Genomic DNA, 18265 nt, shown 5'->3' on the forward strand with positions numbered 1-18265 from the left:
TCATCCGAACCTCCCGAGGAGCTCCCTCATCAGTTCGTTCCAGGTGGCGGCAAGGCCGGGCTGGAGGTTGAGCGTGGGCACCCGGTCACGACGGATCCATTCGAGTCGCCTGGTCTCGCGACTCCGCCGGAAACCGATCTCGCGGGTGTTCGCGACGGCGAGCACCGTGGTGAACCCCCAGCCGCCGTGGTCATCCAGGAAGGAATCGAGGACGAGGTAGTCGTCCGGGTCGAGGCCGCCTTCCTCGCCGGCTTCCCGGATGGCCGTCTCCTCCGCCGACTCGTGCGGCTCGCGGGCCCCGCCCAGCAGGCCCCACGTCCCCGCGTGATCGCCCCGTCCACGCTGCTGGAGCAGGAACCAGTCCATCCCCGCGCTGTCGCGGTACCAGAGGAGGAGCCCCGCCGCGCCGTGGATTCCCCAATGGTCCTCACCGCACGAGCAGTCGAACCCGTTCGGACCCGCCGGACGCACCCGGCGCTCGTCGACCAGGTGCGAAGCGAGAACCTGCGCTGCCCGCGGTGTGTGGAACGAGACCTGGTCACCGGACGCGTTGACCTCGCCGCCGGCGAGGAAGTCGCGCACGCTGTACAGGACTGGTCCGCGCACCCAGTCGTATGCGTGTCGACGCCCTCTCAGGCGCATCAGCCGGACGAACTCCTGGTACTCGCGCGTCGCCCCCGGGAACCAGATCCCGGACAGCTCGTGCAGCTCCTCGGCGGGGATGTCGAACCGCAGAACCACCGGGACTCCGCCCTGGGCCCGTGCACGCTTCCGCCCCATCCGCCGGGCGTCCCACTGCTCGGGCGTGGTGTAGAAGCCGGCCCCGAAATCGGTGCGATCACGCTGGACGGCAAGGTCGATCCCCGTGCGGCGGATGTTGTCCGCACCGCGATCGGTCGTGCCGTGGTACAGCGTGATGGTTCCGGTCATCGCGGTGCCCGGGATCTCGGCCGCCGCGCCGGTGGCGCCGGCCGTCCAGAGCTGCATGGCCGGGCGCGCCGCAGCACCGGTTCCGATCGCCCGGACCGCGGCCGTGACATCGGACAGCAGCGCCACGACGTTGCCGTGCGGCCCGAGCGAGCGGATGTCGGCGGGCACGGCTCCGAGGGCGGCGAGCACGCGTGCCGACTTCTCCGGATCCGAATGGAGCGCGACCACCACCACGGCGTGGGCCAGGCTGAGCCAGGACCCGTGGCGCGCACTGTCCGGTGTGCGCACCGCCGACGACAGGGCGTCCAGAACGTCCGTCAGCGCACGCGCGTGCTGCTCGAGCCCGCGGTCGGTCCACAGCCGCACCAGTCGCGTGAGGTCACGCGGGTCGCGGCGCTTCTTGGGCAGTTCACGCAGCCAACCGGGGCCACCGACGAGTGCCACCAGGACCCCGAGGGCGGCCCGAGCGGGCAGGCTCGCCGTCGGCCACCACTTCGCGAGCCAGGAGGGCGAGCCGAGCCGCGGCGCGATCCAGCGCAGGTAGTCCTCGGCGAGCTCCCGGCCGCCGCGCAGCGATCCCGCCACGAGGGTCTCGGCGATGCGCTGCAGCGCGATCCCGCGCGCGCTCTCGCCACCCAGGCCGTCCCGGACGATCAGCTCCAGCACGTGCCCGGCCCGTCCCCAGAACGCCGGGTCCCCGGCGTCCGTGGCTCGCAGGCGCTCCAGCAGCTCGGCAGGCGGGGCCCGCGGCGCGATCGGCGACGCGCGCCTGCGTGCACCGTCGACCGCCGGCCCGAGCGCGCCCAGCCGGACCAGCTCCGCGAGCCGCTCCTCGCTCATCGCGATGACGAGGCCGTCGGCGTCCTCGAACGCGAACGCCACCAGCCGCTCGACGAGATCGGCCGCCTCGCCGTCCGGCACCCGGGTGCCCAGCTCGGCGGCGAGGCGCTCCGCCGGGAACACGAAGAGCGTCTCGCCGTGCCGTAGCGCCACCGGCGGGTCCCGGTTTCCCACGGACCCGTCCGGCCGCTCCACCGGTTGCTCCTGCCGCATTCGCGCCAGGGCCGCCGTGATCAGCTCCGTCTGCTGCGGACCGAAGCCCAGCCGGTACGCCTGGTCGGGCTCCCGCGCACCGTCGCTCGGGTTCACCAGCACGGCGGTCACCCCGCGGTACTCGGTGCCCAGGGTCGCCACGTATTCCAAGGCGGGCAGCGTCGGCGGGTCCGGAACCGGAGCGCGGGGCTCGGGCAGGTCGACGTCCATCGCCACCGGCCGCCAACCGGCCTCGGGGTTCCCCCCGAACATGCCCCGCACGACCTCGTGCTCCAGCACGGTCCTGGTGCGGACGTCGAGCCCGCTGAGCACGTCGTGGAGCGCGGCCATCGGGACGACCACCGCGCCGCGACGCGCATCGAGGACGTGGAGGGCCCGCACCCGACCCAGCCCCGGAACATCGATCGTCAACTCGCCGTCGGCGACGAACGGCCAGAGCCCGACCGCGTGCCACAGCCCGTTCGGGCTGTGCTGTTCCCGGTCGCCCTGGGAGATCCTTTTGCGTTCCCACAGCCGGCGAACCTGCACGAGCGCGTCCGCGACAGCCGCCGGAGCCGTCACGACGACGAGCCCGTGCTCCGATTCGGCGATCACCGCACCACGCCGTTCGGCCGGCCCGTTCCGCCCGCCACCACCCAGGCCGGGGATCGCAGCCGCCCCGAGCAGATAACCCGCGTTCGGGTCGTGGGTCACGGCGAGCGCCGCCCCGGCCAGGACGGCGCCCGCGGACACCATGATCAGCCGACCTGGCAGCGGTCCCCGCATCCACCCGCGGGCGGTCCGCCCCCGCGTCCAGCCGGTTGCTCGGCGCCGGGTCTCGCGCCCGGTGACCGCCGGCCACGAGATCAGCCGCGAAAGGCCGTGCCGCGCCCGAGCCACGGCGCCGGGCTCCGCCGTGGAGCCGGCGAGCTCCAGGTGTCCGCCCGGTGGGATCGCCGATCGCCGAGCCGGCCCCTCGCGGCCGAACGGCACCGCCGCGGCCATCGCGACGGCACCGGCGTCCCCGCCCACGAACATCGAGAGCGCGACGCCGGCGAGGAGGCCGGCGCCCACCTGCCACGGCGGGCGCAGCGCGTACCAGGCGCGCACCACATCGCTCGCGAGGCCGTCGGTCGGGCGTCCGAACAGCCTGGTCAGTCCCACGGACGCCGCCGCAGCGAGCCCGGGCACGACCGCGACGAGCAGTGCCCCGACACCCGCGGCGACCCACCCGTGGCCGGTCGCACCCGCCCCCCAGCCGATTGCCGTGCCCAGCAGCGCCCAGCCCATGCGGATCAGCCGGCTCCCGGCCCAGGCGAGGAACGCGTCGCCGATGGCCCGCAGCGTGCGGCCGATCCACTCACCGGCCGCCTTCACCAGCCGGTACCCCACGTAGGCGGCCGCGATCAGCAGGATCGCCTTCAGGACCGCCGGATCCGCACCGGTGGTGACCGGTGCGGCGTCGTGCAGCGGCGCGGCCTCTGCCCTCGCGCCACCGGACAGGGCCGTCAGCGCCCACCACCCGACGGCGCCGCCGCCGGTCATCACGGCCTCGTCCTCGAATCCCCGGGCCCAGCGGACGATCGGCGGTCCGCGCGGCCCGAAACCGGCGCGGGCCAGCCACGCGTCGACCACCACCAGCAGCCCGGCCACCGCCACTGCGAGCACGACCGCGCCGACGTGTCCGCCGCTCAGGAGCGCCCAGAAGCTGTCGTGGCTCGCGACGGCCGGAGCGCTGCCGGTGGCGGCGTGGGCGGCCCCGGACCCGCCGGCGAGCTCGGGGAACAGCACGGCGGCGGTGGCGATCCCGATGACCGTGAGCACGTTGCCCAGCCCACCCCCGCGGCGGGGGCGGGCCGTGCCGTCGACGAACGTGAAGTCCTCGCCCCCCAGCCGGCCGAGGCCGATGACGTCCCCGTCGCGCAGCTGCATCTCACGGCCGTCGAGGCGGCTGCCCGAGCTGCCCTCGGTGACGTAGGTGCCGTGGTCGGTGCCGAGGTCCCGGATGATCCCGGCATCCTGCGCGTCGTCGTAGCGGATCTCGACGAGCCGGTCCGCGACAGCGCTACCTCCGAAGCGGACGCCGTTGTCCGGCCCGCGTCCGATGCGGAGTGTGCGGCCCGGCACGAGAGGGATGTCGCGGTTGGCCGCGAGATCGTGCAGGGTGGCGGTTGCAGGTTCCGGCAGCCCATGGGCCCGCACGAACGTCGCCGCCGGGTAGCCCAGCAGCCGGACCTGTGAGTGCGGGCCGAGCCCGCCGCGGAACCTGACCGGAGAGAGCCGGAGCCGGTCGAGCGCGGGATGCTCGATGCGCACGACCCCGAGGTCGAGTTCGCTCACCGCGGCACGGAGCTCGGCCGGGTCGAGATCACCGGTGGCACCTGCTGCCACGAGCTGGTCGACGACCGCATCGATCGACGGGGCCGGGAGCACCTCACCCGCGAGGGCCAGCTCGCCGTCCGGGGTGGACACCCTGAGGGTGACCAGCTTCGGACCTGCCACGACGTGCTCGTTCGTGAGCACGTAGCCGACCGGGCCATCGGTCCACGGGATGCTGCCCGACGCGGTGCCGAGGGCCAACCGGTCCATCACCGCGTCGACGCGCCGCTGGTGAGCGGTCTCGTCGTTGATGCCCCACATCCGGTCCTCGATCTCGATCCAGAGGACCTGGTCGAGCAGTCCGGCGTCACGCAGACGCACGAACATCTCGTCGGTGAAGACGATCAACGGACCGTCCTGCGTGTGCAGCGTGTACGCGCCCATGTGGTCCACGACCCGGCCGAGGCCCCGGGCCCGCAGGAACTCGCCGGGCACCCGGACCACCCGGACCCGTGGCCGCCTGCGGGGCGACTCCGGCAGGTCGGCGGGGCCCAGCGGGAGAGCCATGCCCTGCGCGTGTGCCTCCAGCAGCGCGGCCTTCAGCGATGGTTCCTCGCCGGGTCGGAACCCGTGCCGGATCGCGGCGCCCTCGCCACCCCGGACCAGACGGGCCGCTGCGAGCGGGCTGCCGCGCACGGCCTGGAGCCTCGTCAGCAGGAAGCGGACCGGGGTGTGGACCTCGGGACCCCGCAGGTCCGAGGTGGTCTTCAGCATCAACCCGAGGTTGATGAGCAGGCCCCGGTACTCCGCGATCTCGGCATCGGTGGCGTCGGCGACGGTCGGGCGTGCTTCGCCGGGGTCGTCGATCTCCCGGAGCAGCTCTGCGCCCATCGGGGACACGCGGTGGACCGGGGACCGCCACCGGCCGGTGGGGGTTCCGACCACCAGGCCGAGGCTCTCCAGCTGACCGAGCCCGACGAGGAGCGTGCCCGCAGAGAGTCCGGTTGCCGAACGCAGCCGCCCGACGGTTGCACCGGTGGCGAGCAGCGACAGGAGCTCGTGCGTGGTGACCGGCGCGACGAGCCGGTGCAGCCGTGCGGCGACATCGACGAGCGCGCGGATCTCGCTCTGGTCGCGCGGCGACAGGGTGTCGATCAGGTTGGAGAACGTGACGAGCGCGCTCCGGAGGCGCCGGTTGTCGATCCCCCCGGGAGCCCGCGCGTCGCGGAGCCAGGTGAGTACGTCGTCGGACAGCGCGTACGTCATCGGCCTGGTCCGGTCCGCGACGACAAGCACTCCCCAGCCCACGAGCCGGTTCAGCCACAGGCGCAGCGTGGGTTCGGGACCGGGGAACCCGTTCTTCAGCTCCGCCACGCTCCGCGATCCACCGTCGAAGGCGCTCAACAGGTCGCGGACCGTGTACGCCGGAACGGGCACCACGCCGGCCCGGCGGAACGCGGCGATGAGCGGAGCGATCGGTTCGTCGAGCCGGAGCGGCGTGGCCCGGAGCACCCGGCGCAGGGCCGGGTCGGCGAGCAGGGCGACCGCCTCTGGCTTCAGCGGGTGGATCCGTTGCTTGCCGTGCATCACGGGTTCGGTGAGCGCCAGCGACCTCAGCACGGCCAGGCCCATCGCCAGTGCGTCGTAGTCGACGGACCGGACGCGGGTCAGCTGGGTCCGGGTGAGCTTCGGCAGGCTCGCCAGCGGGTCGCCGTCGAGTTCGGCCAGCAGGGCCTGCCAGGTGTAGGTGGAACGGTCCGCTCCGACGGGGTAGGACAGCCGGTGGATCGGGCTGGAGGGGATGCCGCGCAGCCGGTCGAGGGACGCCTTGACCTCGAGCGCTCGGCGACCGGACCCCAGGTCGGTGTCCGTGGCCAGCCATTCCGCGAACGCGGTGAGCGCCTCGGCGTAGTCCGGGTCGCCGGTGGCCCGGACCCCGTCCAGGTCGTCCGCGTCGCGGAGCAGCCGCGCGAAGGCCGGGTGGAGCACGTGCCAGCGCGGTGCGCGCTCGTCCTGCTCGACCACGCCCCACTCGACGAGCCGGCCGACCTGGACTTTCAGGAAGGGAATCCCGACACCGGTGACCGCCGAGAGCTCGGCGATCGCGATGCCCCGCCCGCGCAGGCGGGCCTGCGCATCGAGCGCGGTGACCAGGTCGTGCAACGACCACTCCCGGGCCCGCGCGCCGAGACCGGGCGGCACCACCGCGGCGGCTGCCATGGCCGCCGGCGTCGCCGAGTCGTGTCCGATCGCCATGGCGATCGCACCGAACACGACGATCCATCGGATACGCGGGTTCACCAGTCCCGACGCGACGGCCAGGTCGCGCAACCCGGTCCGCAGCGCCCGCAACCAGGGCGGACCGCGCGCCATCGCATTCCGCGGCCGGCCGGCCGTCGGCTCGCCACGCTCCTCACCGAGGCCGTGCTGCGCGCCCGGCTCGCCGCCCGGCGTGCCCACCGGCAGCACCATGGCGAGCCCACCGGCCGCGGTGAGCGCCGCCATGCTGACGGCGGCACCCGCCGCCGCAGAGCCGACCAGGAGCAGCACGCCGCGGCCGGAGCCGGTGCCGGCCCGGGCCAGCACCCGTGCCCACAGCAGCCCGGCGAGAAGCCGGGCCACGTCGAGGGCGTGGACCGATCCGGTGTGCCGCTCGGCGGCCAGGTGGAAGTCGTGCTCGTGGGCCAGCAGGCGCAGCCACCAGTCGGCGGGCAGCCTGCCGGTGGCGATGTGGGCGTCGATCTCGGCGATCATGTCTTCGAAGACGAGCACCACGCGGCGCGCGGCCCAGCCGAACGCGATCACCCCTTCGGCCCCGGCGGGACGGTCGTTGGCCGCGACCACCCGCACCTCCACGTCGGGCGGGCCGCGCGGAAGGTGCCGGAACCGCACGCGATCCAGGTCCACGGAGACCGAATGCAGCCGTCCCGCCGAGCCGAGCATCGCCAGCCGGGCGGGCTCCTGCGGCCCGAGCGCCACCAGGCCACCGCTGCCGTGAGCGGTGGGCTCGCCAGGACTGAAGGTGAAGTCCTCTTCGTCTGGGCTTCCCAGGCCGATGACATCGCCGCTACGCAGCTCGTGCGGCCGGTCCCGTGGGATCTCCACCCCGTTCACGAACGTGCCGTTCGTGGAGCCGAGGTCGACGATCACCCACCTGCCCCGCGTGAAGCTGTAGCCGACCTCCGCGTGCTTGCGGGACGCCCGCACCACGTCCGGGCCGACGGCGATGTGGGAGGACCGGCTGCGCCCGACCGACAGCGCAGGATCGGGCGGGAGCACATACCGGATCCCACCGGCACCCCGCAGCGACGCCGTCCCGGCCGGCCGGGCCGCCACGGCGGACAGGTCGGTGGCGGCCACGAACGCGCGTACGGCGTCGGCCCGGATCGCGTACACCTGCTGCCTGCCCCCGGATTCGCCGATCGCGCGCACGACGCCGACCAGCGCCTCCTCGAAGTCGCCGTGCAGACCACCTGTTCCCATGCCGACCAGGCCGCCGGAGTTGCCCGCCGCCGCCGTCTCGTTGCTGAGGACGAGCAGTTCGAACGGGTAACCCACGACCGGTTGCCGGAACGAGTACCCGTATCCGACGACCAGAGCATCCGTCCGGGTCCTCATCACCTCGCCGTCGCCACCGACCCGGATCGCCCCGTCCGGGAAGCCCGAGACGGTGACCGCGGGATCCTCGCTGTCCGCCAGGTCGACCAGGCGGATCGGCTCGAGCTCGAGCGATGCCAGATCGGGATGCTCGACGCGCACGATGGCGAGGTCGAGCTTGCGCACCGCGTCGGCGAGCGCTGCCCTGCCGAGCCCCTGCGTGGCACCCATCTCCACCAGCCGGCCCACGATGGCCTGGACGGACGGCCGGCGCAGCACCGCGGCCGGCATCGTCCGTTCCCCGGCCGGCGTCGACACCCGCACGGTGATTCGGGACATGTCCGCGACGTGGTCGTTGGTCAAGACGAAGCCGACGGGGCCCTGGGTCCACATGAGGGTTCCCGAACCGACGCCGCGGCTGCCCTCGATCCGGACGACCCGGCGCGTGGCTGCCGGTGCGCGGTTCCCCCGTTCGGGCGCCTGCCAGGCCGGCCGCCCGAACACGTCCCTGACCAGGACGAACCGCCGCCGCCGGCGATCCCCGCCGGGCACCACGTCGCCGCGCGCCCGTGCGCGCGCCACCAGGAAGTCGGCGGCGATCGGGTCGGCGTCCTCGTCGTGCCGGTGTCCGGTGTGCTCGTCGGCGAGCAGGTGGAAGTCGCGCTCGTGCTCCAGCAAGCGGATCCACCAGGCGACGGTCAGGCGGCCGGCGGCGATGTGTTCGAGGACCTCCGCGAACGTGTCCTCGAAGATCAGCACAACGCCCTCGGGCGCCTGCTCCTGGTGTTTCCACCCGAACGCGATCAGGCCCTCGGCGCCGGCCGGACGCAGATGCGCCGGCACCAGGCGGACCCGCACGGGCGGGCCACGCGGCCGAGCCGGGTTCCGCTGCGGATCCACCTCCCGTCCAGCCGCGTACAGCGCCTCCGCCTCGCCGAGCATCGCCTGGCGGGCGGGCTCGGGCGGCCCGATCGCGACCCCGCCGCCCGCGCCGTCCCGGCTCGCGCCCGCCGGCTCCGCAGCGGGTGCGGCTGCGCCCGCGCGTCCGAACCTCCTGCTCCTGGGCTTCCAGCGCTTGACCTTGGTGAGGGTGGTGTGCGGGAGCCGGATCGCGTGCGGACCACCGAAGACGTCCACGTAGTACTGCTCGGCCGCCATGTCGGCGGGGAGCCTGAGCCGCATCAGCCTCGTCGAGGCGCCGAAGGGCAGGGAGAGCCGGCCGCGCAGCAGCGCGGGCACGAGCAGGGCCTGATCGGTGGTCTCGGCCCAAAGCCGCAGGTAGTCGGAGAACGCGCCACCGAACTCGTCGGCTGCGCTGGTGTAGATCGCGCTGGTGGGCAGGATGCCCTGGTCGGTGACGAACACGCTGAGCCGGGCGAGTCGCTGGCCCCGGCTGCCGTCGGGGAGGAGCTTCCAGGCGTAGAGCACCGCTGCGCGCGGGTGCAGCATGACGTCCTGGGCGTAGCGCCGGTTGAAGCCGTTGACGCAGTCCATGCACGAGCCACCGAGGCGCGGGTAACCCAGCATCAGGATGTCCAGCGGGTCGGCGGTCACGCCCACCGCGATCTCCGTCTTCGCCGCCCCGCGTCCGATGGTCAGCGTCAGGTCGGCGGGGGCGCCGTCCAGCGCCACCCGGGGCGCCTGCCCCGAGCGCTCGGCCAGCTCGCCGTGCCACCACTCCCTGACCTCGCGGGCGGCCCGCTCGCGGTCGCCGGTGCGCTGCCAGATCTCCAGGAACCGGGCCAGCACCGCGAGGGTGTCGTCCCGGGCGACCTCGCGGTAGCGGATCAGCACGTCCCACAACACCAGCTCTGCCTCGGCCGGCAACCCCTGCTCGGGATCCAGCTCGGCGCCGATCAACCGGCCCAGGCCGACGGTGAGCCGGCCCCGCAGCCGCTCGGTGGCCTGCGCCAGCTCGGTCGCGCGCTCCGCCGGGCCGCGCTCGGGTAGCCGGGCGGCCAGCTCGGCCAGCATCGTCGCCGCCTCGGTGCGCGGTGCATCCGAGAGCGCCAGCAGGGGGCCGGCCGCGGTCAGGGCTTGCGCCAGCCGGATCCAGGCACCGAGGTACTGGCCACGGTCGGCGCGGCTGCTCGGGATCAGCTCGGCGGTGAGCAGCGTCCCGGCCTGCTCACGCAGCTGGGCGAACGCCGGGTCGGTCGACCAGCGGACCATCGGCTCCAGATGCCGGTACGACTGTTGGCGCTTGGGCAGCTCGGCCAGCCACACGGGCGTCGGCGCGCCGACCGCGGCCGCGAGCAGACCCAGTACAAGCAGGTCCCGGGGCGCGGCTACGTGCTCTCGACCGGACTCGTCCCGGCGCCAGGCACGCGACCAGAACTTGGTCGACCACGCCGGGGCAGCACGGTCCGGCGTGCCGGTGGCCAGCAGCTCACCGAGCCAGGACAGCTCGCGCAGGAAGCTCCAGTCCGCCTCGCTCGGCAACGGCTGCGCCACGGCCTTGGCGAACGCGGAGATGACCCCCCTGTCCATCCCGGAACGATCCGCCATCGGGATCCGCGCCAGCTCGCCGAGCGCGGCCCACGCTTCCGACCAGTACCGGGGGTCGGTGCGATCGCGCCGAAGGGCGCCCGTCATCGCGACGACGATCGAGTGCATCCGCTCCAGCCCGGCCCGGCTGCGGTGCAGGTGGTCGAGCAGGTCGTGCTCCGCCGTCGACGGGAGACCCCAATCCCCCAGCGCGGAGAGCAGCTCCATGGCCAGGCCGGTCTCGGCCAGTATCCGGCCGGCCTCGTCCGCGTAGGAGTTCGTCCGGAGCCGCTCCCCGGCGTCGGTCAACCCGCGGCTCACCGCATACGCCAGTTCGGCCGCGCCGTGTGCCTCGGACAGTCCGGCCAGCAGGTGGAGCGGAACGCGGGGCATCGAGTCCCGCACCGAGCCCACAGCGAGCAGCGCGACCACGAGCCGCTGCCGGCGGGACACCCGGGACCAGCCGGCGTCCACCCAGTCCAGCTGCTCGGCGAGCCGGCCCGGCGGATGATCCAGGAAGCTCCAGTCGCCGTGCTCGGCCAACGGTCGCCGCAACGCCATGACCAGCAAATCGGCCAGTTGCTGGTCCGCGGAGATCCCCCGGTGTGCATCTGCCACCGCGAGCCGGTCCAGCGCGCTCCAGGCACGCGCCCAGAACTCCGCGCTGCCGGTCGGTTCGGCCGCGCCGACCCGGAACCAGTGCAGCTCGCGCAGGGCGCCCAGCAGATCACGCGCGTCGGCGAGCTGGGCCGCCCACTTGACGCCCAGGTCCCCGTCGGGATCAGCCACCCGGTCGAGCTTCTCCTCGGCCGAGTCGAGCACCTGCGCCATCCGAGGGGCGTGGTCGCGGTATCGGACGTCGAGCATCTCCCACCGCGCGGCGTGGATCAGATCGTGCTGCTGCTTGATGAACCGCAGCTGCTTGCGCCGCACGAGCGCGTGAACCCGGCCTGCTGCCCAGCGGGCCGCCCGGGCCAGCTGTGTGATCGGGCCGACGGTGACCAGCCACGCGAGCGCACGGAGGACGTACCCGACCCGGACGAGCCGGTGGTGACGGTGCCAGCCGAGCCGCGCGCGCTCCTCGACGGCGCGACGCGCACGATCCCGGGCCTGCTTCCAGTCGTAGTCGGCCCACTCGGTGTTCGGCTCATCGCCGATCCGGGCACGCCAGTGGTCCGGCAACCGTCCCGCGTCCTCGTGCCGCAGGCCCTCCTTCACCCGCGCATCGGTCGTGTAGGCGCGGCCGTCCACAGCCAGGTGGACGAACCGCTCCAGCAGGTCCGCGACGTCGGGCACACCCGCCGCCCGCAGCCGGCGCGCCAGCTCCCGCTCGGGGACCACCACCGCGACCGAGTCGAACCCGGGCAGCCACCGGCGCGGCCAGATCCCCCATAGCCGCCCCGGCACCGGAGCCAGCCCGGGCAGCACGAGGTTCAACAGGTCGATCTCGGCCAGCCGCAGCTGCCCGACGTCGAGCGTGACCTCGGACGGCTCCTCGTCGTAGCGGCGGAACCGCTCTTCGTCCAGGTCGCCGCGACGGTGGAACTCGACCACCGTGTTCGCGGCCGGCTCGACCGTCGCGACCAGTTCCGGGCCGCCGACCTCGAGGATCGCGCCGTGGTACCGATCGGCGAACACGAGCAGGGCCTGCGCGAACGCCTCCCACCGGCGCGCCCGTTCCGCACCGGTGCCGCGGCCCGGCGCGAAGTCCCGCCGGATGCGCTCCACCACGGCCGGGTGGTCCGCGACCAGCCGCGCCAACAGGGCCCGGCCCGCCTCCGTGTCGGCGATGGTCCGCAGCTCGTACGTCGCCATCGCGGAAACCAGCCGGCCGTCCCGCTCCTCGCCCGTGATCGCGAGCCTCGCGACCCCCGGTACCTGCCGCGGCGTGAAGCCCGCCCACGGCGCGAAGACGACCGCGACCAGCGCGTACGTCGTCATGCGAGCCCGGTCACCGAAGACGTGCAGCTCGGCGGTGCCATCCGCGCCGACCGTCAGCCGGTACTCGCCCTCGGGCTCGACGTGCGTGAACCGGTCGCTGACGAGGTTGTTGCTCATGGAGTGCCGGACCAGGCGCGGCAGGTCCTCCACCGTCCTGCCGGCCCGCTGCACCAGCTCCGCGACGGCCGGACCGTCCCGATGGCCCGCACTCAGCTCGGCGGCCGCGTCCCGCCACAGCCCGACCCACTCCCGCACCTCGGCGGGGAGGTCACCGGGCGGCGGCTGCAGCGGATACGGGTCCTGCCAGTCGCTCACCCTCCCCTCGGGGCCGTGCCAGCTGTTCGTCCGCACATCGATCCCGGGCAGCGGCTTGAGCATCCCGCCCGCAGCGGCTTCGACGACGGCGCGCAGTGCGGCCGGCCAGGTCTGCGGGAGTGGCGCGATGGCCTGCACCTGCTCTTCGGTCGCGTCCGGGTGCCGGAGGTGCACCAGTTCGTGGGCAAGCAGTCCACGCACCACCTCGGGGTGGGTCACCGCGAGCACGCGCAGCACCGAGAGGGTGCGGGTGTCGGTGTGCAACCGGCCGTCGGCGCCGGTGTAGAGGACGAGGTCGTCGGCGCCGGTGTCGGCCCACACGTTGTGGTTGAGGCCGTCGTGGGCATCCAGCTCCGGCAGACCGGCGGCGGCGAACTCCCGCCGTGCCAACCCGGAGCGTGCACCGAGCGCGACGAGCTCGTCGGCGGACAGCGTGCCGCTGACCGGGCTGCGGGCGATGGCCGGCTCGGGGTCGCCGGTCATGTCCCGGTGCGACAGCCGGGCCGGGCCACCGGTTCCGGTTCCGCCGGACGCCGGACCGCGGCCGAGGAGCACGACCTCGATCGCCGGCCAGCTCGCGGCGAGCCCCGGCTCCAGCGGCAGGTCGCGCATCTCGCCGGGCCGGAACCAGCGCAGCGCTGCGGTCTCGCCGCGCGCCTTCCGCGACAGCCTGGGCGTGACCAGCGAGCGGGCGTGGCCGAGCACGGTGACGTATCGCCAGTCGCCGTGGTCGTCGACGTAGTTGCGCCCGGCCAGCGTGTAGTCGACCGAGACGCGCAGCCCGGTCTCCTCGAGCGTCTCCCGGACCGCGGTCTCGTCGGGAGTTTCCCGGGGTTCACCCGCCCCACCCGGCAGGCCCCACGTACCCGCGTCCTGGTTCCGGCCCGCCCGGTGCTGCAGGAGCACCCACGGCGTCCCGTCCGGCGCGCGGTGCACCAGCAGCAGCCCCGCCGCGCCGGACCGCCCCCAGTGCCGGTGGCCGCATCCCCCGCAAGCGACCCACTTCCGCTTCCAGAGGTGGAGGCCGCGAACGACCGGGGGCGCGGTGGGCGCCCCGATCCGCGCCTGGACGAGCCCGAGGAAACCGTCGAGGCTCTCGATCGGGGCCCCATCGCGCGGCACGTACCCCGCCGCGCCGTGCTCGGCGAGCAGGCCGAGGAACCCGACCCACCAGTGCTTGTCCAGCAGGCGGTACTCCTTGGTGTGCCGCACGGTCGCGTCCACCACGTCGGTGGTCAGGTAGGCCACTCGTTCCCCGGCGTCGAGGGACACCACCAGGCGGCGGGCGAGCAGGCCGGCCGGGTGGGCGTCGACCCCACGACGCGTCAGGGCCTGGGTGAGGTTCAGCGTCGTCACCACGCGGATCTCCCAGCCGCGCAGCGGTGCACGCAGCGGTCCGAGCACCCACCGCTCCGCCTGGAGCAGGGCGCGCGTGCTACCCGACCCGGCGGGTGACCGGCCCGAGGCAACGCTCCACGCCTCCGACAGCGCCGCCATGATCTCCCGTTGCTCGTGCGGGGCGTAGGGGCGGACGCCGACCACCGCGTCCGGCCCGTCCACAGCCCGCCGGGACAGCCGCCACACCTGGCGGCTCCCCGCTCGCAACCAGCGGTAGGAGACGTGAGCGAGCTCTCGGGCCAGCCGGTGCGCCGCGACGTAGAGCGGGAAGCCGACCACCACCGGCGGAACGACCGCGGTCAGCACGACGACGAAGATCGCCGCCACCGCCGCGACGAGGACGAGGCGGCTGCCGGAGGCGCTCGCCCCTCGTCTGGTCAGGCGCTCGACCGGGTCTTTCAGGATCGCGACGTGGCGCAGGGACCGGTACTTGCCGCCGCGGGCGATGCGGGCGGCGAGCGCATCGCGCATGACCTCGTCGCGCACCCCGGGCCACGGCGCGAACGGCCCTTCGGGCCCCGCCTCGACCAGGACCACGGTCCAGCGCCCGCTCCGGTTCTGCTGCTTGTGCAGCACGTGGAAGGTGGTGCCGGGCCGGAACGTCACCTCCTGGTGGGCGGGGACGCTCGACACCAGCCCGCTGTACCCCCCGGTGACGGAGAAGATCCGGAACTTGACCGTGGGTGTGAAGCCCTTGCGCTTGCTGGCGCTCACGATCTGCGCCTCGGTCACGGTCCGGCCGGGCACGTACCGCTCCACGTAGCGGTTCGCCGCCTCAGCGGTCTCGAAGTAGACCCCGCGGTTCACCCAGCCGCGGAACGGGAGCCGGTTCAGCCCGGACACCAGCATCCGAATGTGCGGTGTCCACCGGGCCAGCTCGGTGACGTCCAGCGACCGCAGTGCCCGGTTGAACCGGGAGCCCCATCGGGTGTAGTCCCTCGCCGCGAGCAGGTCCTCCCACGGCACCCCCGCCAGTTCGGGGTGCCAGGAGAGCAACCGGCGCAGCGACGGGGCGACGAGCCCGCGCTTCATCAGCCGCACGCGGTGCTTGCCGAGCAGCTCGCGGTACTCCGCGCGCTCCGCTTCGGTGGCCCGGAAGTCGCGGGCCAACCACCATTCGCGCATCACCTCGGTCAGGGCGACCCGCGATTCGTCGTCGGAGACGAGCAGCTCGCCGCGCGAGGCCCACAGGACGTAGCGGAGGGTGTTGCGGGTGAGCGCGAAGCGGCGCTCCACGTAACGCACGCTGAGCACTCCCTCCGGGGTCGCCCGCAGCAACTGCAGGATCGCGCGGGTCACCCGCTCGACCTCGCGCGCGGTCGGCTCCCCGTGCGCCGACGACCGCGGCAGCCTCCCCAGCACGGCGTCGACCCGGCGCTGGTGGGCCTCCTCGCTGCGCAGGCCCATGACCCGGTCGTCGACCTCGATCCCCAGGACCTCGTCGAGGAGACCGGCGGCGCGCAGCCGCGCGTACATCTCGTCGGTGAAGAACACCACCGCGCCGCGCCCGGTGTGCAGGGTGTAGGCGCCCAGGTGGTCGGCCACCCGGCCCAGACCCCGCGCCCGCAGGAACACGCCGGGCACCACGGCCACCTCGACGGGTGGGCCGCGCGGCGATCCCGGCAGCTCGGCCGGGTCCACCGGCTTCGCCACCCCGCGCCGCAGCGCCTGCCGCAACAGCGCCTGCAGCAGCGGCTCGTCGCCGGGGAGGAACCCACCCGCGATCGCGGCGCCGTCGCCCGCGGCGCTGGGCCGCCCCTCGGCGGTCGAGTCGACGTCGGGGACGAGGCCGTGGCGGGCGAACGCCGCCTCGGCCACGGCGTCCAGCACCCGGTTCTCGGTGCCGGTGTCGCCGTACCTGCGGTGGGTCCTCGTGAGCACGGTCAGGTCGACAGCCGCCGGTCGGCCGCCCAGCGTGGTGACGGTCGCGGTGCCGGCGGCCGCCACCTCTGCCTCCGCGCCCGCGCCGGCGGCCAGCCACAGGGTGCCGTCGGTGTGCAGCTCCCAGCGGACCGTCGCCCCGGTGCCCATCAGCGCGTCCGCTTCGGGGGTGCCGACCTCGACCGCACGCCCGGCGTCCGCGCGGTGGCCGTGCGGGTTGGCGAAGGTGGGCAGCGACGCCGTGAGCGCACGCCACGCCTGCCGCTCGGTGGCCGGGGCGGTCGCCTGTTCGGTGACCAGCAGCCGCACCAGCTCGTCGCCCTCGAGGACCAGCGAGAACACCGCACGGTCGCGGGCGACCTGGTGGACCCGCACCGCGCCCCACTCCAGCACCGGGGTTCCCACGACCCGCCACAGCCGCTCGATCAGCTCGAAGGTCGCCGACCGCGGATCGAGCAGCGGCAGGGAGGACGGGAAGTCGTCGGCCACCGACAGCGATCCGTCCAGCCGCCACAGGAGGCGCCCGTCCGAGGTGGTCGGGGTGAACCCGGCGCGGTCGGCGGGCCGGACCACCACCGCGTCGCCCGCGCCGAGGGTGAGGGCGAGCCGCGCGTCCGCGGCGATCGCCCGCGCCAACACGGGGTGCACCGCGACGACCGGCTCGTAGTCCTGGTAGCGCTCGGCAAGCACCAGCTCTCCGGCACTTCTCAGATGGTCGACCAGCCGGTCGGCGATCTCGGAGTCGAGCCGGGCGGTCCGGCCCCGGCTGCCCTCGCGCGTGGCGTCCAGCAGGTAGCGGGTGACGGCGTAGCCGATGGAGGCCGGGCCGCCCGGCACCGCCGCCACGTCGGCGAGGCCGGCCTCGGCGTCGGCGAGCAGCTCGGCCGCGTAGTCGCGGTCGTCCTCGTCGGCGTTCGGGTCGCTGAGCAGATCGTGGGCCAGCGCGAGCTGGTCGCGGGCCTCCCGCAGCAGCCACGCCACCGTGTCCGGACGGACCCGGGTGCTCGCCGGCGCGGCGGGCGGGGACCACACCTCGAAGGTCTCGGTGTACGTGCTGGGCAGCAGCCGGTGGCCGGGGATCGCCACGGGGGACTCCGGGCTGGCCGCGAACACGTCGGCGGAGATCCCGCGCGCCGTGGCCTTCTCGTCGAGGTCGGCCCGGGCACCGCTCCACTTGCCGTAGGGGAAGAGCTGGACGGTCCGGGTAGCGGCCACCGCGCCCCGGGGGGTGGGCAGCAGGTCCGGGTCGTACCAGGTGGTTCGCCTGCCCTGTTTCAGGTAGTCGACGCCCAGGTCGGTGGCCCAGGCGGTGAGGAAGTCGGTGAACGCCGGCCCGAGGGCCACGGATCGGTCGCGGCCGTCGGCCATGACGTGGCTGAGCGGGATGATCTCGTTGTCGGTGACGAAGACCGCGAGCCGCGCGATCCGGCCCCCGACGGCGCCGTTCCGGTCGAGTTCGCGGGCGTAGACCACCGCGATCCGCGGGTGCAGCACGTTCTCCTGGGCGAACTCGCGCTCCACGCCGGACAGCAGGTGCTGGCAGGCGTTCCCGAAGCCGCATCCGAGGTGCAGGATCTCCACCGGGTCGGTGGACACCTCGAGCAGCACCCGCCGGCCGTCGACGGTCCGGCGCAGCGGCGCCGGGGCGTGCTCGCGCGCGACCCACGGCCGCACGCCGCCCAGCCGGATCATCAACAGCTCGTGCCACCAGGCCCAGCCGACCCGGGCGGCCTCGCCGGCGTCGCCGCCGTGGTGCAGCACGGAGAAGTAGCGCGCCAGCAGCTGCTCGAGATCCCGCCGGCTCTTCCCGCGGTACTCCACCAGCGCGTTCCACAGCATGTCGCCGGGCGCCAGCGAGATCTCCCACGCGGAGGACAGCCGCACCCGCAGCAGGCCGCCGATCCTTCGTGCGACGGTCCGGCGCAGCTCCCGCTCGTATGCGGTGAGCGGGGCGGCCCGCTCGGCCACCCGCTCGGGCCGTCCGACGGCCAGCCCGCGCAGGTCGGCCTGGACGAGCGCGGTCAGGTCCTGCACCGCCAGCGCCCCGCCCAGCCGGGCCAGGGTGCGCGCGAGACCCAGCCACGCGCCGAGGTACTGCTGGCGGTCCTGGCCCCATCCGGTATCGGGCGCGTTCGCCAGCAGCTCGTCGAGCGCCGGGCCCCAGGTCGGGCTCAGGAACGCGTCGGTCACGTCCGACAGCGCCGCCGCGCCGCGGCGGCGCTTGGGCAGATCGGACAGCCACTGCGGACCGCCGGTCGCCGCGATCAGCAGCGCGAGCGCCAGCCGGTCGCGCATCGACGCCTTCTTCGCCCACCACCGCTCCAGCCAGCGCGGTGTGCCCAGCGCATCGGCCACCCAGCTCGGC

The 18265-nt window shown here is 74.3% G+C and carries 1 protein-coding gene (cut by a window edge); it reads right to left on the bottom strand.

The window, feature by feature from the left end; translation table 11 throughout:
- Positions 1–18265: the end of a preprotein translocase subunit SecA gene (locus ABEA81_RS17095; RefSeq protein WP_345606104.1), read on the bottom strand. Its footprint extends 34691 nt past the window's final position; the window shows 18265 of its 52956 coding nt (coding positions 34692–52956); its start codon lies off the right edge, out of view; it ends in the stop codon at positions 1–3.

Source organism: Pseudonocardia adelaidensis (assembly GCF_039543345.1).
Taxonomy (GTDB): Bacteria; Actinomycetota; Actinomycetes; order Mycobacteriales; family Pseudonocardiaceae; genus Pseudonocardia; species Pseudonocardia adelaidensis.